Here is a 20,198-nt window from a genome sequence, read left to right as displayed (position 1 = left end):
GCCGGCACCGAGGCTACGCGCCCGCCTCGACCCGCGACGCGTCGACGTCGTCCTCGCCACCTCATCGGCAACGCACTGCTCCACGGCGGCACCCTCAGCGCCGCCAACGCGCCGGGCGGAGGAGCGGTGTTCACCCTCACGCTGTCCCGGAACCGGGCGGGCACGTCAAGAACCACTTGGTTGAAGAGAGCTTCCACCGGAGGGAAGGAAACCACCTCAGGCCACGTCGGCCACCTTTGGCGTCCATGCGATTACTCCATGTAACCTCCTGGCCATGACGACGATCGATCGCGGAACGCTCCTGGAGTTGGTCCGCAACCGACCCCTGGTCGCAGCAGAACTCCTCGGGGACGCCCTGGCCGCCGGCGAGGAAGGGTCAAACGATGAAGGACCGCCTCAGCGGCGATTCCCTCGGCTGGAACACACGAGCACGGACGAGCCCGCCCTCGCCGCTCGCTACCGCGAGATCATGGCCGACGCACGCAGGACCCGCGCGCACCAAACGGGAGTCATGTCCGAGGGGTTGATCGCGTTCCTGCGTGCCCGCATCGCCGAGGATCTGGACCAGGCGCACAAGGCCGCGGACGCCGGGGGGCCCGACCGGCACAAGGCGGAGCGGGACCTGGCCGCGAAGCGGGACCGCGTGGATTTCCTGGAATCCGTGCTCGTGGACGAGCTCTACCTGGCGCTCGAAGAACATGCCCAGGCGGAGCACCTGCTGAAGCTGGAGGCTTCCGCGTACAACTGGCACACGGACTACCAGGACGGCTGGCGGCCCTGAGCGACGCGGCTAAGCGCGAGTGGCGGCGCCCGCTGGCTTGAGCCCGTCCACCTTCTCAGAGGTACGGCAGTGCTTTACCGTTCGGCTTCGTCGTTCAGGTGTGGCACCTCTACGGAGCAGGCACGGTCCGGCGCGACGGCGGCGAAGGTCTCCATCGGCCGGGTCCGCAGCGCGACACGGTAGACCTCCTCGGGGGCCTATCGCGATCATGCCGTCGAACGGACGATACGGCCGCCGAGGTCCCCGGATCGAAGCGTGTCGATGCCGGCGATGCGGCGACCATCGCCCCCTGTAGCAGCAGGTGGTCGTACATGGCAGGCCGCTCCTCGGCATCCGAAACGGCGCCGAGCCGATTCGCCGGCCTTGCGGGCTTCTTATCGGTGGAGGGAGCGAAGCAGCCTGAGCAGCCCGAACGCGATGATGTCTTCCCGGATCGAGCCGTCCCACACGAGATGCTCGACGTGGTCGAGGGGGAAGATCGCAGGCTCGATGTATTCGGCGGGATCGCTGTAGCGCGAGGCGTCGGCCGACGTCCTCGGGCCCCGAGCCACGACGTGATAGACGGTGTGCAACGCCTTCAGCATCGGTGTCGACTCGTGGAAGACCTCGAAAGAGTCGGCCACAATGCCCAGTTCCTCAAGCAGCTCGCGCTGAGCGGCGACAAGAGGATCCTCACCCTCCTCGATACCGCCGGCCACGGTTCGCAGAACAAGCTCACTGCCCAAGCCGAGGCGTTTCTCCCTGATGAGCCACACGTTCTCATCGTCGATCGGATAGACCCTGACCACGTCGTCGCAGGCCGCGAATTCTGCGAGCACAGGCTGTCCGCCGGGGTCCCGCGTGGCCTGGGTCGCTATGTCGAAGACCTTTCCGTGGTAAGCGACCTGGAGAGATTCGCGTTGCGCTGCAGGCATCCGGTCCACTCGCATGGCCACCATCCATTACGTCGCGTCAGTAGTTCGTGGCCCGTTGCCACATCTTTTCGAACTGGTTGGTGAAGTACCCATACCATACCGGGGAGGTAGCCGGCCTGAGCTCCAGGTGAGGTCGAGCATTCGAAGAGCTTTCGTATGTGTAGAACTCCACGAAAGTGCGCGCTTCGGGAAGGCCCTGATCGACCACGGCAAGGCTCATGGCCGGAACATGATCGAGCAACCGAATTTGCATCTGAGTCGGGTAACGATTGCGAAGGGAGGTGAACCTGTCGAGGCTCTGACGAACATCGCGATCATACTCGGACGGATCGGAGTGGTTCAGAAAGTTCAGCGCCGCGACCGCACTGGACTTCGAGCCCGGTTCGATCAACAAGACTCTGCAGCTACCGCCCGCTTCGAGGATGCGTTCGAGGTCCCCCAGGTTCTCCAGGGAGAAGGCACGCAGCGACATGCCGCTGAGCGACAACCGCCGGCCGCCGCGTAAGGTCAGCGGCCATCCCGGCATCACCTCGCGGCGTTTCAGCACGCCGTCGACCTCCGGAAAGATCATCGATTGAAGCGTCTGTATTGATTTTTCGACCTCTGCCGTTCTTTTCCCATTCGCCACACTTTGCCGCCGCAGGGTGAACAGCGCTATTCCCGCCGCGAGCATGAACCCGGAGACCGCCCCGCTGACCAACTCCAGGACATGCCGGATGTCCTGCAGAGGGTCCTTCGAGTCCCACAGGCCCGCGGATACGCCGGCTAATATCGCGACCGGCAGAATCAGGCCGGCGACGGTGAGAAGCGCGGCAACCGCCTCAAGCCAATCGCGCCAGTGGATCGTTCTCATGGCGATCTCCAGTATGTAGCGCGCGGCCCCGGGCTTACCATAGGTGCCGCACCCTGACGCGGCAAGCATGTCGATATATGCGTTCCGGACGGCCCGTAATTGCCATCCAATTTCTACTCGGCGTCAACGGTACTCTCGCCGAAGGGGTCAGCATGGAAACCGACATATTTGTGACCCTGTCGAATCGAACGGAGACCTGGCCGGCTCCCGCCGATCTGATGGAAGCGGGATGCACAGGCGTCCGGGTCATCGCAAAGGGGGTAATCCTCCCGCTCCTCGATCGCGGCGAACTCACCCCCTGGTTTCGTGCCGCGAGAGACGGGGGCCTCAGAGTGCTGCTCGACCTTCCGGGCGACAAGCCTCTGGTCAGGCGGCTCACGGGCGCCCGCCACCTTGTCGCCGGTGATGAGGTCGTCCTGGCCGACGGCGCCGAGGAGGCGCCGCGAAGGAAGCCGGGATCGACGGTCATGGAGATCGACCGGGGCCGCCGGCTGCTCGACGACGTGGCCGTCGGGGACGAGATCGTCGTCGCCGACGGGGCCTACGCGTTCATCGTCAGCGCTGTGGGCGAAACGGAGGTGACGATGCGATGCGTGGCGTCCTCGCCTGTGACGCTATCGGCCAGAAGCGTCGGACGGCGGGGCGCGGCACCGAGCGTCTCCTGCCCGACCGCGCCGGAACTCAAGCTCGCCGCTCGCCTCGCCCCAGAGCTCGCTGACGCTGTCGTCGTGTCCTTCTGCGAGCAGGTGTCCCAGATAACCCGCATACGCGAGAGCGCGATCGGCGTCACGGCGTTCGCCAAGATCGAGTCCGCGCGCGGCTACGCCGAGGCGGAGCGCATAGCCGAAGCCGCGGACGGCGTGCTCATCGGCAGACACGACCTCGGTGTGGAGCTCGACGCCTCCGCTGTATGGGACGTGGTACGGAACACCGTGGAGGTTTGCCGGCGTGTCCGGCGGCCCGTCGTCGTCGGGTCGGGGATCCTGGAGAGCCTGCCCGGCCGGTCCACGCCGTCCGCGGCGGACATCGCCGACGTACGACGACTTCTGGGTCTGAAAGTGGACGGGCTCTTGGTGGCCGGCTCGATCTCAGTACTCGACCCCCTGCGCGCCGTCCGCGTCCTGCGAGACCTGTGCGGGTGACCCGCATGAGCGGTGAGGTTCGGGCTCCGACCCGGAAGCAAGAAGCGCGCGAAGGGCCGCATGACCGTCAAGGGCGCGGCTTCCGGCGAACACGAAGGCCGATGTCCGTCCGGCCAGGCGCAGGAGATTCGCCAGCCGCCGGTCTGCTTGCGCCGGGGTGAAGACCTCGCTGCTGCCGTCGAGCAGTTGTTCGTTCGACTGGTAATACGGCGAGTATTCACCGGCGCGAATCCACTGGGCGTCCTCCGGCGTCAACCGCCGGACATGGGGGGCCGCCGGGCTCTCCCCTCGCAGGACCACGAGCGTGTCGATCACAACTTCTCCGCCGTCATCGGAGGCGGAGGCGAACAGACGATCGGCGTCGTAGAGAGCCCGGGCACCGTCGGCCGGGTCGGGATACGAAGGTCCCGGCGCCGGCCCGGGTCCGCAGTACAGGGCCGCGGTCTCGTGCTTGAGCAGTACGCGTCGCTCCGGAAAGAAGTACGCCCTGCCGGTGTCGGCACAGGCCACGAACCAGTCCTCCGCGAGGACGGTCACCTCGTACTCCGGGTCCGCGAGGAAGCGCGCGATGATGTGGGATTTCCCGGTGCCCGACGCACCGAGGAGCGCCACGGTCCGGGTGCGGCTCGGGGCCTCGGCCACGTCTCTGCGCCGTAGCCGGAGCAGGGCTCCGTGCATGCCCTCGAACCGGCCCGGCAGGGAGATCGCCATCGCCGACCGCATGGCGAGATCAGCTTCGATCATGGCCGTGCAGCTGAAGGCGATGACCTCGTGGGCACGGGTGTTGAGAGCACGGCGGGCCCCGTCTTCGCCGGCCAGGCCGTATCTCTCCGGAGAGCCGCTCAGCAGCACGACCGAGACCGTGGCGGCAACGGACAGGCTCGCGACGGCGGCATGTGCCAGCATTCGAGCACGCATGCAGTCGGCGAGCGCGGGATCCTCGATCCAGATCCTCACCTCGAGGTTCTTCTCCCCCAGGGGAAGCATCGCCGTCAGCGCGTACGGTGCCAGTTCCGAACGACGACCGGCGCCAAGGGGCACTCGGACAGCGGGTTTCATCGTGACCGTCCCTTGGGATCCGGAGATCAGCCGACCATAGAATTCACCGTCGGTCAAGGGCGTGGTTCGAGCGACGGAGATGGTTCACCGCCGGCAGCGGAGTGGCGCGGCGGGCCGTGGAGCCGCCGCGCCACCAGGGGGTCAGCTGGCGCTACAGGAGACTGTGGGCCAGGTCCAGTTGCCGTTGTGCTGGATCGTTACACCCCAGTTGTTGCCGTTGCCGTTGGGCTTGGCGCTCAGCACCTGAGAACTCGGGTAACTGGCGCTGATGTTCCAGGTGGCGATGATCTTCGCAGGGGACGGCACGTTCATCGTCACGGTCCAGTTGTTCGAGCCGCTGACCGAGACGTTGAGGTTGTACCGGTCGCTCCACTGCTGGCCGGCGGACAGCGTCGCGGTGCAGCTACCGCCACCGCCGCCGGTCGGCGGCGGCGTGGAGCCGCCGCCACCGGAGGTGGAGCCGCCCACCGTGATGTTGGAGCTTCCGCTGCTCTGATATCCCTCGGTCGCCAGGATCTGGTAGTCGTGGCTGCCCAGGTTCATGCCATAACGGGCCCACGCGTCGAAGTGGTTGCCGGTGGTGATGGTTCCGCCCGTCCTCTTCTGCTGCCGGACGCTCCAGTACTGGTTGAACGTCTTGTTGCCGTCGATCGAGGGGGCGTTGTATCGGGTCGTCTCGTAGATGTCGTAGGTGCCGCCGTCGGTGGTGACGGTGCCCTTGTACGTGCCCGTGGGCCGGTAGGTGCCCCAGTTGTCGACGATGTAGTACTCCACGAGCGGGTTTCTCGTCCATCCGTACAGGGACAGGTAGGCGTTGCCGGACGGATTGAAGCTGCCCGAGTAGGTCACCGCCCTCCGTGCGCCGGTGCTCCAGCCCTTACCGGCGACGAAATTGCCGGTGTTGCGCCATGAGGTGCTGTAGTTGCCGCCGGACCCCAGGTCCATGGAGACCGTGCCCTGGCTGTCGGTCCAGAACGAGAAGAAGTAGCCGTTGTTGGTGCCCGTCTGATTCGTCGTGACGGCCGCGTTGGCGACGCCGGGCAGCATCGCCACGGCCGCGGCCAGCGCCACGGCGCAGGCCCGGACGACGAGCAGTCTGACGCGGCCGCGTCTGCGGCCTTTCCAGTGAGCGGGGGCGTCGATCATGCGCGCTTCCTCCTCGTGAAGGCTGACGGGGGCCAGGCGGCGTACGACGACTCGGCGGGGCCCGTCAGTGGGCGGGTCGCGGCCACCGCGCGTCAGTCCCGTACGCCTCCGAAAACTATCGGAGCATTGGCGAAAGTATCGGACCGTATTCATACAGTTGTCAACGATTCCCGTAATGCCGCGGAAATCTTATGATGGGGGAGATTTGCGATATCCCTGGCCAGCGGCCTCTATACGGCCAGTGTGGGTTTCGGTGACATGCTCAGAACGCAGGTCGAAGTCCTTGAAAGTTTCAGATATCCCTTGGCCCGTGCCACACCACAGCGTCCGGTGTCAGGCGGAGCGTCGGGCGAGGTCCTCCAGCAGGGCCACCGCCTCGGCGGCACGTGCATACGGCACGAAGAGATGGTCGTGGTGGAAACCCGCGACGACGTTGCAGCTCAGGCCGGCGGCGGCGAGCTTCCGCGCGACGGCGGCGGTCAGGCCGACCGCCTCAAGCGCCGAGTGGACGCGCAGCGTGATCCAGCCCGCGACGTACTCGTACGCCAGCCCCGCGGCGTCGGCCTCCTGCTGTGGCAGCACCAGCGTCAGGCCCTCCTCCTCGGCGACCGTGACGACGGGACCGACGCCGGGCGGGATCTCGCCGTCGACGGTGGTGAACACGTAGCGGCCCGGATTGAGCCGCGGGCGCATGGCGCTCAGCAATACGCGCAGGTCGGTCTCGCCGGTCACGACAGCACCGTACAAGCGACCCGCAGGACCGGCCGCGGAGGACCGCGGCGTTCTTCGTCACCATCGACGTCGATCACGAAGGCGAGCCGGCCGGGCTCGACGGCGGGCGGCGGTCAGGACCCGTGGCGGGATCGCTCGCCGGCGATCACCGCGAGCTCACCTCGTCGGATAGACGTCCCTTCGCTGACGCCTGGAAAATCGCTGGTGGAATGTCCCCGTGGACAGAGTGCTGATCGCGGGGATCTCCGGGGCCGGGAAGACGACGATGGCCATGGCCCTGGAGCGGCTGCTCGGGCTCCCCCGTCACGAACTCGACGCGTTGCACCACGGGCCGGGCTGGACGAAACGGCCGGAGTTCGAGTCCGACGTCGACGGCTTCTCGTCCGAGCCTCGCTGGGTGACGGAGGACCAGTACCACTCCGTCCTGCACGACCTGCTGTGGGAACGGGCCGACACCGTCGTCTGGCTCGACCTCCCGCGCCGCACCGTGATGCACCGGGTCGTACGCCGCTCACTCGCCCGCGCCGCGTCGAGGAAGGAGTTGTGGAACGGCAACAGGGAGAGCGTGCGGGACTGGATCGACCCCGGGCACCCCATCCGCTGGGCATGGTCACAGCACGAGCGGAAGCGGACGACCACACTGGAGCGCATCGCCCGGCATCCGCACGTCACCGTCGTACGGCTGCGCACGGCAGGCGAGGCCCGCCGCTGGCTCGCCACGGTGGGCGGCCCCGGCGAGACCGGGCAACCGTGATCCGGCGGCGGACGGGACGAGAACGAGCGCCGCGAATAACGACGGGTGCCGTTCTCCCTGTTCCATACGCCGCACCCGGCGGCGAATGTTATCCGTAACAATTCCGATCCGCGATTCGGGTCGGAGACGATGAAAGAGACGCCCGCGGGCGGCGGGTACGGCGGGCGTCTGCCGTCACTGTGGGCCTTCCGGCACGCCCCGTCAAGGCCGGAAAAAGGTCGCGCCGCAGCGCGCGGGCGTCGGTTGTGAAACTTTCACGACTTCCCGTTCCACGCTCATGCGAGCGGCCGGAACCGGATGTCGCGGCGGCGGGGCGAGCATCGGGAAACATCTCATGACCAGCAGTAACGCAGCGCTGATCACCTGGACGGGCCGCAGTCGCTCGTCCGGCAAGTCAACCCCGGACCAGACCCTGAGGACGTACGCGGGCGTCCCCTCCGTGAATTCGGGCCTTGACGGAGATGGGTCAGACGCCAAAACTGAGCGCACCGATCCCCGTGCATGACTGTGAGACGGCGGCGGCTCGCAGCTGCAATTGTTAGCGCTAACAAAACACCGATCAGAGACACCCCCCACCAGGAAGGCATGAAAGCCATCATGATTCCCCGATTAGGGCATCTGAAGAGGGCGGCGCTGTCGGCGGGCGCGGCGATCGCGCTCGCCGCGGGGCTGCTGGCCGGCCTCTCCGCACCGTCGGAGGCCGCCACGCAGGGGCCGTGTGACATCTACGCCGCGGGCGGCACGCCGTGCGTCGCGGCGCACAGCACGACCCGCGCTCTTTACGGGAACTACAACGGCGCGCTCTACCAGGTGCGCCGCTCGTCGGACAACACCACCCGCGACATCGGCGTGCTGAGCGCGGGCGGGGCCGCCAACGCCGCCACCCAGGACTCGTTCTGCAACGGCACGACCTGCGTGATCACGATCATCTACGACCAGTCCGGCCGGAACAACCGGCTCACCCAGGCGCCTCCCGGCGGGTTCTCCGGCCCGGCCGCGGGCGGCTACGACAACCTCGCGGTCGCGACCGCGGCGCCGGTCACGGTCGGCGGCCACAAGGCCTACGGCGTCTACGTGGCTCCCGGCACCGGCTACCGCAACAACGCCACCAACGGCGTGGCCAAGGGCGACCAGCCGGAAGGCATGTACGCCATCTTCGACGGGACGCACTACAACGGCGGCTGCTGCTTCGACTACGGCAACGCCGAGACCAACAGCCGCGACAACGGCAACGGGACGATGGAGGCCATCTACTTCGGCAACATCAAGGTCTGGGGCTACGGCGCGGGCAACGGCCCCTGGATCATGGCCGACCTGGAGAACGGCCTGTTCTCCGGCGTGAACCAGCACTACAACGCCGGCGACCCGAGCATCAGCCACCGGTTCCTGACCGCCATCATCAAGGGTGAGCCCAACCACTGGGCCATCCGGGGCGGCAACGCCCAGTCCGGCAGCCTGTCGACCTTCTACAACGGCGCGCGTCCCAACGTCTCGGGCTACAACCCGATGAAGAAGGAAGGGGCCATCATCCTCGGCATCGGCGGCGACAACAGCGTCGGCGCCAGGGGCACCTTCTACGAGGGCGTGATGACCTCCGGCTACCCGTCCGACGCCACCGAGAACGCCGTACAGGCCAACATCGTCGCCGCCGGATACGCCACGACGTCGGGCGGCGTCCAGAACGGCACGCTCACCCCCGGCTCGGCGATCTCGCTGCGCGCGACGACGTCCGGCTACACCGACCGCTACATCCGGCACCAGAACGACAACGCCGTCACGTCGGTGATCACCTCGTCCAGCTCCACACTGGATAAGAACGACGCCACCTGGGTCGTGCGCAGCGGCCTGGCCAGCAGCTCGTGCGTGTCGTTCGAGTCGAGCAACTACCCCGGCGACTACCTGCGCCACCAGAACTACCAGCTCCACCGGCAGCGTGACGACGGCAGCTCGCTGTTCGCCGCGGACGCCACCTTCTGCCCGCAGACGGGGAAGAACGGCCAGGGCACGTCGTTCGCCTCCTACAACTTCCCGACGCGGTTCCTGCGTCACTACAACAACACCGTCTACATCGCGAGCAACGGCGGCTCGAACGCCTTCGACAGCGCCACCGCATGGAACGACGACGTGAGCTGGGTCGTCTCCCAGCCCTGGGCATAAGCCCTCCACCATGAGCGAAGCCGCCCCCGGCCCCCCGGGGGCGGCTTCCGTCTTGATCGACGCGATTACGGGAAAGGGTCAGATTTTCGGACCATCACACGTCCAATTCGGCTTGATATCACTGAGATAACAGAACGATCTTCGGTCTAACTCTTCCGTGGCGCCTTTTGTGACGATGCCCGCGTGCGATCCATGCACCACCTTCCCTTCCAACAAGAGGAGATCGCAGGTGGCTGGCAACCTTGCATCGGTCGAACCGGCCCACAAGGCCTTCGAACGGCAGGCGCGACGGACCCCGCAAGGCACGGCGATCGTCTCCGGGACCACCCGGACGACCTACGCCGACCTCAACGCCCAGGCCAACCGGATAGCCCACGAGCTCGTCTCCCGCGGAGTGGGGCAAGGCTCAGCCGTCGGCGTGTGCCTGCACCGCGACGAGAGGCTGATCGCGGCGCTGCTGGGGGTGTGGAAGACCGGCGCCGCCTACGTGCCGCTTGACCCGGCCTATCCCGCCGACCGGCTGGAATTCATGATCGAGGACGCCGGGGTGACGCACACGGTGACCTCCGCCGAGCCGGCCGGGCGGCTGCCGTGCCGCGAACTCGTCCTGCTGGACGAACTCGGCGACCGCCCGGACTGGGATCCGGACCTTCCGAGCGACCCGGCCGACCTGGCCTACGTCATCTACACCTCCGGCTCGACCGGCCGCCCCAAAGGCGTAGCGATCGAGCACCGCAACGTGATGACATTGCTCCGCTGGGACGCCGGCTACTTCACCGCCGAGGAACTGTCCGGATTTCTGGCCTCCACGTCGGTCTGCTTCGATCCGTCGGTCCCCCAGCTCTACCTTCCGCTGCTGCTGGGCGGCACGGTGATCATGGCGGACAACCCTCTCGCGCTGCACACCCTGCCCGCCAGGGACGAGGTCACCATGATCAGCGCCGCGGCCTCGGCGCTGACCGCGCTGCTGCGTGAACCGCTGCCGCCGAACGTGCGCACGGTGCTGTCCAGCGGCGAGCCGGTGAGCCGGGCGCTGGCCGACCGGGTCTTCGCCAACCCGGGCGTGCGGCGGATGGTGAACCTGTACGGCCCGACCGAGTGCACCGTGCACTGCTGCGCCCACGAGATCGCCAGGGACGAGACGGGCGAGCCGCCGATCGGCACGCCGTACGCCTGGTCGGAGCTGTCGGTGCGGGGCACGAGCGGCGAGGCGCTCGGCGACGGCGAACTCGGCGAGCTGTGGGTGGCGGGGCCGCTGGTCGGCCGGGGCTACCTGAACCGGCCCGAGCTGACCGCCGAACGGTTCGTGACCGACGCCGGGGGCGTGCGCCACTACCGCACCGGCGACCTGGTCCGCAGGGAGGGCGGCGTCTACTTCTACGAGGGGCGGATCGACGACCAGGTGAAGGTCGCGGGCTTCCGCGTCGAGCTCGGCGAGGTGCGGGGCAGGCTGGAACGCCACCCGCTGGTGAACCAGGCCGTCGTGCTCGCCCCCGCCGACGAGGAGGGCACCCGCAGGCTCGTCGCGTACGTCGAACCGGCCGGCTCCGGCCTCGACGACGGGCGGTTGCGGTCCTGGCTGCGCGAGTGGCTGCCCGACTACATGGTCCCCGCCAGGATCGTGTTCCTCGACGCCATCCCGATCGGCCCGACGGGCAAGGCCGACCGCTCCCGCCTGCCCGAGGTCGCCTTCTCCTCGTCGCGGGACGACATCGAGCGGCAGCGGAACGGCATCGAGCGGCAGCGGGACGGCATCGAGCGGCAGGGCCACGTCGCGCCACGGGACGACGTCGAGCGGCGGATCGCCGCCATCACCGCCGAGACGCTCGGCGTCGAACGGGTCGGCGTGCACGACCACTTCCTCGACCTGGGCGGGCACTCTCTGGCCGCCGCCAGGATCTGCGCCGGGATCGAGCACGCGCTGGGCGTCCGCGTCGCGCTGACGACGTTCCTGGCCCGTCCCACGGTCGCCGAACTGGCGGCATACGTCGCCGAGGCCGCGCGGTCCGCCACGCCGGGCACGGTGACGCCGCTGGTCCGCCACGCCGGCCGGACCCGCTATTCGCTGCCCGCCTCCCAGCGCGGCAAGCTCCTGCTGCGCGAGGTCAGCCAGAACCCGCACGCCACCGCGATCGCCTTCCGGCTCGGGCTGCGCGGCATCACCTCGGCGGAGCCGCTGCGGGCCGCCCTGGACGCGATCGTGCGACGCCACGAGGCTCTCCGCTCCGTCGTCGTGGACGGCGTCGCCATCGAGGTCGGGCCCCCGGCGCCGGTGCCGCTGGACGAGCACCGCCCGGCCTCCCCCGCGGAGGCCGACGAGTTGCGGCGGGCCGCGGTCGCCCACGACTTCGACCTCTCCCGGGACACGCCGCTGCTGCGGGCCACCCTGCTGTGGTCCGGGCCGGACAGCGCGGAATTGGTGCTGCTCACCGACCACACCGCGTTCGACGGCGCGTCGCTGGGGGTCGTGATGCGGGAGCTCCTCGACGGGCTCGCCCACGGCGGCGACGTCCTCCTGCCGGAGCCGCCGCTGCAGATCGGCGACGTCGCGCTGCGCGAGCAGGAGACCGTGCGCGACGCCGAGGCGTTGCGGGCCTTCTGGGCCGAGGAGCTCGCCGGGGCGGTGCCGCCGTATGAGCTGCTGCCCCGCAGGGACGACCGCCCGAGCCGTCTGCGCGGTGAGCGCCTCGTGCGGCGGCTGGACCCGGACACGGTCGCGCGGATCGGGGAGCTCGCGGCCGGTTGCGGCGCCACGCCGTTCGCCGTCCACCTGACCGTGCTCGGCATGCTGGTGGCCGGGCTGACCGGCCGGCGGGACGTCGTCCTCGGCGCCGCCGTAGCCGACCGCGCCGCCCCGGGCCTGGAGGGCGTGGTCGGCGTGCTCGTCGACGTGCTCCCGGTGCGGCTGCGCCTGGACGACGGGCTGTCGCTGCGCGCGGCCGTACGGCACGCGGGGGCCGCGACCGCCCGCGCGATGGATCATCGGGGGCTGACCGAGCAGGAGCTGACCGAGGCGACGGGCGTCGAGCGCCCGCCCGGCTGGGTGGCGACCCCCGTCACGCTGTCGATGCAGCCGCCCGAGGTGCCCCTCTCCCTGGATCACGGGGGCGTGGGTGTGGACCTGATCGGCGAGCTGGACGCGGGCAGCGTCCAGGTGCCGCTGATCGTCTACGTCAACGCGACGGCGGCCGGGCCCGAGCTGCAGGTCGAGTACGACCTGGAGCACCTGGACCGGGCCGCGGCCGAGACCCTGACCAGTCGTCTGGTCCGCCTGCTCGAGGACGCGCTGGCGCACCCCGACCGGCCGCTGTCGGCGTTCGAGGTGATCGGCGAGGAGGAACGGTCGGCGCTGCTGGCCGCGGGGACCGGCGCGCCGCTGCCCGCGGACGCGCCACGGACCGTCGTGCGGGCGGTGCTGGACCAGGCCGTACGGCGTCCGCACGCCCCCGCGGTCGTCGACGGCGACGGCGTCCTCACCTACGGCGAGCTGGCGAGCCGGGCGCGGCGGGTGGCCGCGGCCCTGGGACCGGAGGCGGCCGGCTCCTGCGTGGGGGTGTGCCTGCCCCGCGACCGTCACCTGCCCGCCGTGCTGCTGGGCGTGCTGATCGCGGGCGCCGCCTACGTCCCGCTCGACCCCGGCCACCCGCTCCAGCGGCTGCGCCACCAGGTGGACGACTCCGGCGCCAAGGTGATCGTCGCGTCGGGTGAGGGGCTCGCGGTGGCCCGGAAGCTGCGCGGGATCGTCGTCGACCTGGCCGCACTGCCCACGGTGCCGGAGCCCGTACCGGACGCGGAGGTGGACCCCGGCGACCTCGCCTACGTCCTCTACACCTCCGGCTCCACCGGCAGGCCCAAGGGCGTGGAGATCACCCACGCCAATCTCGCGGCGTTCGTCGCCTCGATGACGATCACTCCGGGAGTCGCGCCGGACGACGTGATGCTCGGCCTGACGCCGTTCTCGTTCGACGTGTTCGGCTTCGACGTGTGGGTGAGCCTGTGCCGGGGGCTGCGGCTGGAACTGCTCGGCCGCGACGAGGCGCTCGACGGGCGGGCCGTCGCGCGGCGGATCGAGGAGGCCGGGGTCACGCTGATGACCGCGACGCCGACGACGCTGCGCATGCTGGTCACCTCCGGCTGGAGCGGCGGGAACGTGCGGGTGATCAGCATCGGCGAGGTGCTCGACCCGGCCCTCGCCGGCGAGCTGCTGGACCGCGGGGTCGAGCTGTGGAACGCCTACGGCCCCACCGAGACCACGATCTACTCCACCATGATCCGGGTGACGGCGCCGGTCGGCGACCGGGTGCCGATCGGCGGGCCGCTGGCCGGGGAACGGGCGTACGTGCTCGACCGGGCGGGCCGCATGCTGCCCGCAGGGGTGACCGGCGAGCTGTGGATCGGCGGCGTGGGGGTGGCCAGGGGCTATCGCGGCCGGCCGGACCTGACCGCCGCCGCCTTCACCGACGACCCGCTCGACACGCCCACCGAGGACTCCTCGGAAAGCCCGGCGCTCGGGCGCCGTTACCGCACCGGTGATCTCGCCCGCTGGCGGCCCGACGGCACGCTCGACTTCCTCGGGCGGCGCGACGGGCAGGTGAAGGTCCGCGGCCACCGGATCGAGCTGGGCGAGATCGAGGCCGTACTCCGCGAGACCGTGATCCGCGAGACCGTGCTCGGCAAGACCGGGCTCCCCGAGAGTGTCACCGACGCGGCCGTGACCGTGCACGGCGGCGACCACCTGGTCGGCTACCTCGCCGCGCCGGCGGGTACCGACGTCCGCGAGCTGGAGCGGCGGCTGAGCGCCCGGCTGCCCGACTACATGGTCCCCCGCCGCTGGGTGCTCCTGGACGCCCTGCCCGTCACGGCCTCCGGCAAGGTGGACCGCACCGCCCTGCCGGAACCCGGCGACGAGGCGCCGCGGGTGCCGCCGGGCACCGAGGCCGAGCTGCTGGTGTCCGAGGTGTGGAGCGCCGTGCTGGACCGCGCGGAGCTCGGCATAGACGACGACTTCTTCGCCCTCGGCGGTCATTCCGCCACCGCCGCCCTCGTGGCGGCCCGGCTGAGCGACGCCCTGGGCCTGAGCGTGCCGGTGCGCCTGCTGTTCGAACGGCGGACGCTGGCCGGCTACGCCGCCGGCATCGAGGCCCTGCTGCTGGCCGACCTTGAGGAGACGTCGTGACCATCAGCGACGAGCGCAGAAGCGCCCTCGCCGGCCGGCTCGCGGCGGCCCGCCGCGCCGCCGCCCAGGCCGTCCCGGCGATTCCCGTCAGGAACAGGGACGGCGGCCCCGCTCCCCTGTCGCCAGCACAGGCCCGGCTGTGGTTCCTCTCGCAACTCGACGACGTGGCCGCCTACAACGTGCCGACCGTCGTACGACTGCGCGGCCCGCTGGACGTCCCTGCGCTGCTGGGCGCCGTACGCGACCTCGCCGACCGGCACGAGGTGCTGCGCAGCCTGTTCACCGCCGACGGCGTGGTCCCCGTCGACGCCGAACGGGTCCCGATCACGGTCGAGGACCTCGACGACGAGGATCTGGACCACGGGGGCCTGCTCGACGCGCGGCTGCAGGAGGAGCTCGCCCGCCCGTTCGCGCTGGACGCGCAGCCGCCCACGCGCGCCCTGCTGCTCAGGCTGGCAGCCACCGGGGAGCACGTGCTGTCGCTGACCGTGCACCACATCGCCTTCGACGCCTGGTCGCGGAACCTGGCGCTGGACGAGCTCGCCGCCCTGTACGCGGCACGGCTCGGGCTCGCCGATCCGCCCGCGCCGCCGCAGGTCCAGTACGGCGACTACGCGGCCTGGCTCGCCGGGCAGCCGGAGGGCGACCTCGCCTGGTGGGCCGGACGGCTGGCCGGGCTCGAACCTGTCCTCGACCTGCCGGTGGACCGGCCGCGGCCCTCGGTCGCGGACTGGACGGGCGCCACCGTCCCGGTGCGGCTCTCGCCCGCGCTGACCGCCCGGGTGCGGGAAGCCGCCGCCGAGACCGGCTGCACGCCGTTCATGGTGCTGCTGTCCGCCTGGCAGGAGCTGCTCGGCCGGGTCTGCGGCACCGACGACGTGCCCGTCGGCGTGCCGGAGGCGGGACGGCTCCATCCCGGCACCGCGCGCATGCTCGGCTGCTTCGTCAACACGCTCGTCCTGCGGGGAGACAGGTCCGGCGAACCGACAGGACGCGAACTGCTCGCCCGCACCAGGGCCGCCATGCTCGACGCGCTCACCCACCGTGACGTGCCCTTCGACCGGATCGTGGAGCACCTGCACCCCGAGCGCAACCTCGCCACCACGCCGATCTTCCAGGTGCTGCTCAACGTGCTGGAGGACGGCCCGCGGTCGCCGGACTTCCCCGGCCTGACCGCCGAGCAGGTGCAGTTTCCCCTGCGCACCACCAAGTACGACCTCAACCTCGCCCTGGACAACATGGGCGAGACGTACGAGGGCGAGCTCGCCTACCGCGTCGACCTCTTCGACGAGGCGACAGCCCGGCGCGTCGCCGGTTGGTTCCCGCACCTGCTGGAGGGCATGCTCGCCGACCTCGACGCGCCCGCGGCGGCCGTGCCGCTGGAGCCGGTGACCGGGCCCGTCGTCTCGGGCGCGCGGATGCCGATGGACCTGACCCGGCCGCTGCACGCGTTCGTCGGCGACCACGCACGCCGCGCGCCCGGCAGGACGGCGGTGGTCGACGCCTCGGGCTCGCTCACCTACGGCGAGGTGGACCGGCTCGCCAACCGCCTGGCCAACCACCTGATCGCGGCGCCCGGTCTGGAGGGAGGATTGCGGCCGGACGAGCCGGTCGGCGTCCTGGTCGACCGGCACCGCTGGCTGGTTCCCGCGCTCCTCGGCGTGCTGCGCGCGGGCGGGGCCTACATGCCGATGGACCCCCTCTACCCCGACGACCGCCTCGGTTACATGCTGGAGACGGCGGGCGCGCGGGTCGTGCTGGCCGACCCCGAGCACGCGAACCGGCTCCCCGGCGCGCTGGTCCTGCCCGACCTCCTGGCCGCCGGGCCCGAGGATCCTCCGGACGTCGGCGTCACCCCGGACCATCTCGTCCACGTGATCTTCACGTCCGGCTCCACCGGGCGGCCCAAGGGCGCCGGGATAGAGCACCGGTCGGCCCTGCACTACCTGCACGGCCTGGCCGAGCTGGTGCCCGACGTCCACGAGTCGTACGGCGTGGTCTCCACCGTCGCCGCAGACCTGGGACTGACCTGCCTGTACGGCGCGCTCTTCCGGGGCGCCGCCGTGCATCTCGTGGACCAGGAGACCTCCACCGACCCGGAGGCGTACGCCGCGTATCTCGCCGCGCGTCCCATCGATGTGATCAAGATGGTGCCCAGCCATCTGGAGCTGCTGGCCGCCCACGGCGACCTGGCCCGGATGCTGCCGCGCCGGCTGCTGATCCTCGCCGGGGAGGCCACGTCGTGGGAGCTGGCCGAGCGCATCCGCGCGGTCCGCCCCGACCTGGAGTTGCAGATCCACTGCGGGCCTACGGAGACGACGGTCTCGGTGCTCGGCGGCCGGGCGCCGGCCACGCCCACGGGGGCGGGGTCGGTGCCGCTCGGCCGCCCGCTGCCCGGGGTGGACTGCCACATCGTGGACCGCGCCGGCCGCCCGCTGCCCGCCGGGGTGCCGGGCGAGCTGTGGGTGGCGAGCCCCAGCGTGGCCCGCGGCTACCTGAACCGCCCCGATCTCACTGCGCAGCGGTTCGTCCCCGATCCGGTGACCGGAACGCAACGCTGCTACCGCACCGGCGACCGGGTCCGGCTCAACTCCGCGGGGCTCGTGGAGTTCCTCGGCCGGGTCGACGACCAGGTCAAGATCAGGGGCTTCCGGGTGGAGCTGGGCGAGGTGAAGGCCGCCCTGCAGGAGCAGCCCGGCGTCCGGGAGGCCGCGGTCCTGCCGGTCGGCGAGGGACATTCCCGGCGGCTGGCCGCCTGGGTCGCGCCCGCCACCGTGGACCTCGCCGCGGTGCGGGCCGGGCTGCGTGAGCGGTTGCCCGACTACATGGTCCCGTCCGCGATCGTCGTCCTCGACGAGCTGCCGCTCACTCCGCTCGGCAAGATCGATCGGGCCCGCCTGCCGGTCCCCGAGGCGGCGCCCGCCGCGCAGCGGGTGGCGCCGAGCACGCCGACCGAGCTGCGGATCGCCGCCGTGTGGGCGGACGTCCTGGGCGTGGCGGACTTCGGCGTCGACGACGACTTCTTCTCGCTGGGCGGCGACTCCTTCCGAGCGGTGCGGGCGGTCCGGGAGATCGACCCGGCCCTCCGGGTGATCGACCTGTTCACCCGGCCCACGGTGCGTGAGCTCGCCGCCCACCTCGACGGCGGCGCGCAGGCCCCCGCCGGGCTGCTGCACCGCCTGGCCGGTCCGCGTACGGCGAGCCGCACCCTCGTCTGCCTGCCGTACGGTGGCGGTTCGGCCGCCGCCTTCCGGCCGCTCGCCGAGGAGCTCGCCCGCCTCTCACCCGGCACCGCGGTGGTCGCCGTCGAGCTTCCCGGGCACGACTCGGCGCGGCCCGGCGAGACCATGCTGCCGGTCCCGGAGCTGACCGACCGCCTCACGGCCGAGCTGGCCGGGATCTCCGGCCCGATCGCCCTGTCCGGGCCCATCGCTTTGTACGGGCACTGCGTCGGCTCCGCCGCCACGACCGAGCTGGCGCTGCGGCTCGAGGCCGCGGGGACGCCGGTCGCCGGTGTCTTCATCGGCGGCAGCTTCCCCGACGCCCGGCTGCCCGGACGGCTGTCGGCCTGGTGGAACCGGAGGTTCCCATCCCACCGCTGGTCCTCCGACCGCGCCCAGCGCGACTTCCTGCGCACGCTGGGCGCGGTGGACGACGACTTCGGGGACACCGGCCTCATGCTGCGCGCCCTGCGGCACGACGTCGAGGAGGCGCACGCGTGGTTCAGCCGTCACCTCGACTCCCCCGCGTACGAGGAGCGCAGGCTCAGGGCGCCGCTGCTGTGCGTGATCGGCGAGCGGGACCGGGCGACCGAGCTCTACCGGGAGCGCTACCGCGAGTGGGGGGCGTTCGCCGAACGGGTCGAGCTCGCCACGATCCCCCGAGCCGGTCACTACTTCCTGAAACACCAGGCCGAGACGCTGGCGCGGCTGATCGACGAGCGTCTGGACCGCTGGGACGGCGGCGACCTGCCCGACCCGGTGGGGCGGGTCGAGGTCGCCGGGCGAAGCGCCCGGCAGGACCTGCGCCGCTTCTACACCGTCGCGGCCGGACAGACCTTGTCGCTGCTCGGCGCCGCGCTGACCTCCTTCGCGCTGGGCGTGTGGGCCTACCAGGAGAACGGCCGCGTGCTGGACTACGCGATCGTCAGCATGCTCGCCCTGCTGCCGTCGCTGCTGGCGGCGCCGCTGGGCGGTGCGGTCGCCGACCGGGTGGACCGGCGGCTGGTCATGCTGACCTGCGACGGCGTGTCCGCCGTGGCGACCGCGGCGCTGGTGATCCTGCTCTGGCTGGGACGGCTGGAAGTGTGGCAGGTCGGGATCATCGCGGGGCTGCTGTCGCTGGTGACGGCCTTCCACCGGCCCGCCTACCTGGCGGCCGTCGCGCAACTGGTGCCCAAGCCGTATCTCATGCAGGCCAACGCGCTGGCCAACCTGGGCACCGGCCTCGGCATGCTCATCGGCCCGCTGGGCGGCGCCGCGCTCATCACGGTCGTCGGGCTGCACGGCGTGGTGGCGGTGGACGTCGTCACGTTCCTCGCCGGGCTCGGCACGCTGCTGCTGGTCCGCTTCCCTGACAGGCTGTTCCGCCGTCTTGAGGAGTCCTTCGGCCAGGCCATCGCGGGCGGCTGGCGCTTCCTCGTACGGCGGCGGCCACTGATGATCATGATCGGGTTCTTCGTCGTGGAGAACTACCTCGGCATGCTCGCCCAGGCCGTGACCGTGCCGGCGGTGATGTCGTTCGGCGACGTCGCGGGCGTGGGCACGGTCACCGCCATGCAGGGCCTGGGCGCGGTGCTCGGCTCACTGACCATGGTGTTCTGGGGCGGCACCGAGCGGCGCGCGATCGGCATGGTCGGCTTCGTGATCGGGTTCGGGGCCGGGGTGCTGCTCGTCGGCCTGCGGCCCTCGCTCGCGTTGGCCGCCTTCGGCGGGCTGATGTCGTGGGCGTTCCTCAGCGTGCTGAACGCGCACTGGCTCTCCATCATCCAGCTCAAGGTCGGGCTGGAGCTCCAGGGCCGGGTGCTGGCCACCAACCAGATGCTCGCCGTGTCCATGACGCCGCTGGCGTTCCTCACCGCGCCGGTGCTGGCCGACGACGTGTTCGGCCCGCTGCTCGTCCCGGGCGGCGCGCTCGCGGACACGGTCGTCGGCGACGTCGTCGGAGTGGGGCCGGGGCGCGGCGTCGCGCTGTTGCTGACCGTCTGCGGGGCGCTGCTGATGCTCTGGGGCGCGCTGGGCCTCTGGTTCCGCCCGCTGCGGCGCATGGAGGACACGCTGCCCGACGCGGTCGCGGGCGCCGAGATCGCCGACGACCTCGACGCGGTCCAGGTCGAGGCGGACGCCAAGCTGCTGGAGGACGCCGCCCGCGCGTAGCCGGCGTGACCGCGGCAACCGGTCCCATTCAGCGACAAGTCGATCACAAGTCCGCCTGCCTACCTTCGGCGGCTGGAAGTCGGTGGAAACCGAGGGCTCCAGCATCCGA

Annotated in this window: 11 protein-coding genes; 6 read left to right on the top strand and 5 right to left on the bottom strand. The window is 70.7% G+C overall.

Annotated elements, in window-relative coordinates; translation table 11 throughout:
* Nucleotides 1-274 precede the first annotated feature (274 nt).
* The gene (locus tag ACQEVJ_RS19635; RefSeq protein WP_433102973.1) at nt 275-781 is read left to right on the top strand and encodes a hypothetical protein; all 507 of its coding nucleotides are present in this window, start codon (nt 275-277) and stop codon (nt 779-781) included.
* Between the two features lie 374 nt (nt 782-1,155).
* Here the strand turns inward: ACQEVJ_RS19635 and ACQEVJ_RS19630 are convergent, their stop codons facing one another.
* Nucleotides 1,156-1,710: an NUDIX hydrolase gene (locus tag ACQEVJ_RS19630; RefSeq protein ID WP_433102971.1), complete on the bottom strand. Its 555-nt coding sequence runs from the start codon at nt 1,708-1,710 to the stop codon at nt 1,156-1,158.
* A 22-nt stretch (nt 1,711-1,732) separates the two neighbouring features.
* The gene (locus ACQEVJ_RS19625) at nt 1,733-2,548 is read right to left on the bottom strand and encodes a hypothetical protein (RefSeq protein WP_433102969.1); all 816 of its coding nucleotides are present in this window, start codon (nt 2,546-2,548) and stop codon (nt 1,733-1,735) included.
* 152 nt (nt 2,549-2,700) lie between these two features.
* Here ACQEVJ_RS19625 and ACQEVJ_RS19620 point away from each other — a divergent pair, with 152 nt between their 5' ends.
* Nucleotides 2,701-3,690, top strand: a complete 990-nt coding sequence (locus tag ACQEVJ_RS19620; RefSeq protein ID WP_433102967.1) for a pyruvate kinase — start codon at nt 2,701-2,703, stop codon at nt 3,688-3,690.
* On the opposite strand, the gene ACQEVJ_RS19615 is transcribed toward ACQEVJ_RS19620, so the two are convergent.
* From ACQEVJ_RS19615 to ACQEVJ_RS19605, 3 genes are all read right to left on the bottom strand, one after another.
* Entirely contained in the window at nt 3,637-4,749 is a 1,113-nt protein-coding gene (locus ACQEVJ_RS19615; protein WP_433102965.1) for a hypothetical protein, read from the bottom strand. The genes ACQEVJ_RS19620 and ACQEVJ_RS19615 overlap by 54 nt on opposite strands.
* Nucleotides 4,750-4,890: 141 nt before the next feature.
* Nucleotides 4,891-5,895, bottom strand: a complete 1,005-nt coding sequence (locus tag ACQEVJ_RS19610) for a glycoside hydrolase family 11 protein (RefSeq protein ID WP_433102963.1) — start codon at nt 5,893-5,895, stop codon at nt 4,891-4,893.
* A gap of 333 nt (nt 5,896-6,228) precedes the next feature.
* Nucleotides 6,229-6,627, bottom strand: coding sequence for an ACT domain-containing protein (locus ACQEVJ_RS19605; RefSeq protein ID WP_433102961.1), 399 nt, complete (start codon nt 6,625-6,627; stop codon nt 6,229-6,231).
* A 217-nt stretch (nt 6,628-6,844) separates the two neighbouring features.
* Here ACQEVJ_RS19605 and ACQEVJ_RS19600 point away from each other — a divergent pair, with 217 nt between their 5' ends.
* The 4 genes from ACQEVJ_RS19600 (at nt 6,845) to ACQEVJ_RS19585 (ending at nt 20,089) form a co-directional block, all read left to right on the top strand.
* Nucleotides 6,845-7,381, top strand: coding sequence for a hypothetical protein (locus ACQEVJ_RS19600; RefSeq protein WP_433102959.1), 537 nt, complete (start codon nt 6,845-6,847; stop codon nt 7,379-7,381).
* Between the two features lie 597 nt (nt 7,382-7,978).
* Complete coding sequence (locus tag ACQEVJ_RS19595; RefSeq protein WP_433102957.1) at nt 7,979-9,538, top strand: alpha-L-arabinofuranosidase B; 1,560 nt, start codon at nt 7,979-7,981, stop codon at nt 9,536-9,538.
* Between the two features lie 229 nt (nt 9,539-9,767).
* Nucleotides 9,768-14,714: an amino acid adenylation domain-containing protein gene (locus ACQEVJ_RS19590; RefSeq protein ID WP_433102955.1), complete on the top strand. Its 4,947-nt coding sequence runs from the start codon at nt 9,768-9,770 to the stop codon at nt 14,712-14,714.
* On the top strand, nt 14,711-20,089 hold the full coding sequence (locus tag ACQEVJ_RS19585; RefSeq protein WP_433102953.1) for an amino acid adenylation domain-containing protein: 5,379 nt from the start codon (nt 14,711-14,713) through the stop codon (nt 20,087-20,089). The genes ACQEVJ_RS19590 and ACQEVJ_RS19585 overlap by 4 nt, the downstream gene beginning before the upstream one ends.
* The last annotated feature ends 109 nt before the right edge of the window (nt 20,090-20,198 follow it).

It is taken from the genome of Microbispora sp. CA-102843 (genome assembly GCF_050936215.1).
GTDB lineage: Bacteria > Actinomycetota > Actinomycetes > Streptosporangiales > Streptosporangiaceae > Microbispora.
The sequence above is the reverse complement of the archived record's forward strand: the minus strand, read 5'-3'. Positions and strand labels throughout refer to the sequence as shown.

What these genes read in the sequence shown, in the direction of transcription:
- ACQEVJ_RS19625 (WP_433102969.1), bottom strand. Translation starts at nt 2,548, where the DNA reads ATGAGAACGATCCACTGGCGCGATTGGCTTGAGGCGGTTGCCGCGCTT.
- ACQEVJ_RS19610 (WP_433102963.1), bottom strand. Translation starts at nt 5,895, where the DNA reads ATGATCGACGCCCCCGCTCACTGGAAAGGCCGCAGACGCGGCCGCGTC.
- ACQEVJ_RS19635 (WP_433102973.1), top strand. Translation starts at nt 275, where the DNA reads ATGACGACGATCGATCGCGGAACGCTCCTGGAGTTGGTCCGCAACCGA.
- ACQEVJ_RS19595 (WP_433102957.1), top strand. Translation starts at nt 7,979, where the DNA reads ATGATTCCCCGATTAGGGCATCTGAAGAGGGCGGCGCTGTCGGCGGGC.
- ACQEVJ_RS19615 (WP_433102965.1), bottom strand. Translation starts at nt 4,749, where the DNA reads ATGAAACCCGCTGTCCGAGTGCCCCTTGGCGCCGGTCGTCGTTCGGAA.
- ACQEVJ_RS19620 (WP_433102967.1), top strand. Translation starts at nt 2,701, where the DNA reads ATGGAAACCGACATATTTGTGACCCTGTCGAATCGAACGGAGACCTGG.
- ACQEVJ_RS19630 (WP_433102971.1), bottom strand. Translation starts at nt 1,710, where the DNA reads ATGCGAGTGGACCGGATGCCTGCAGCGCAACGCGAATCTCTCCAGGTC.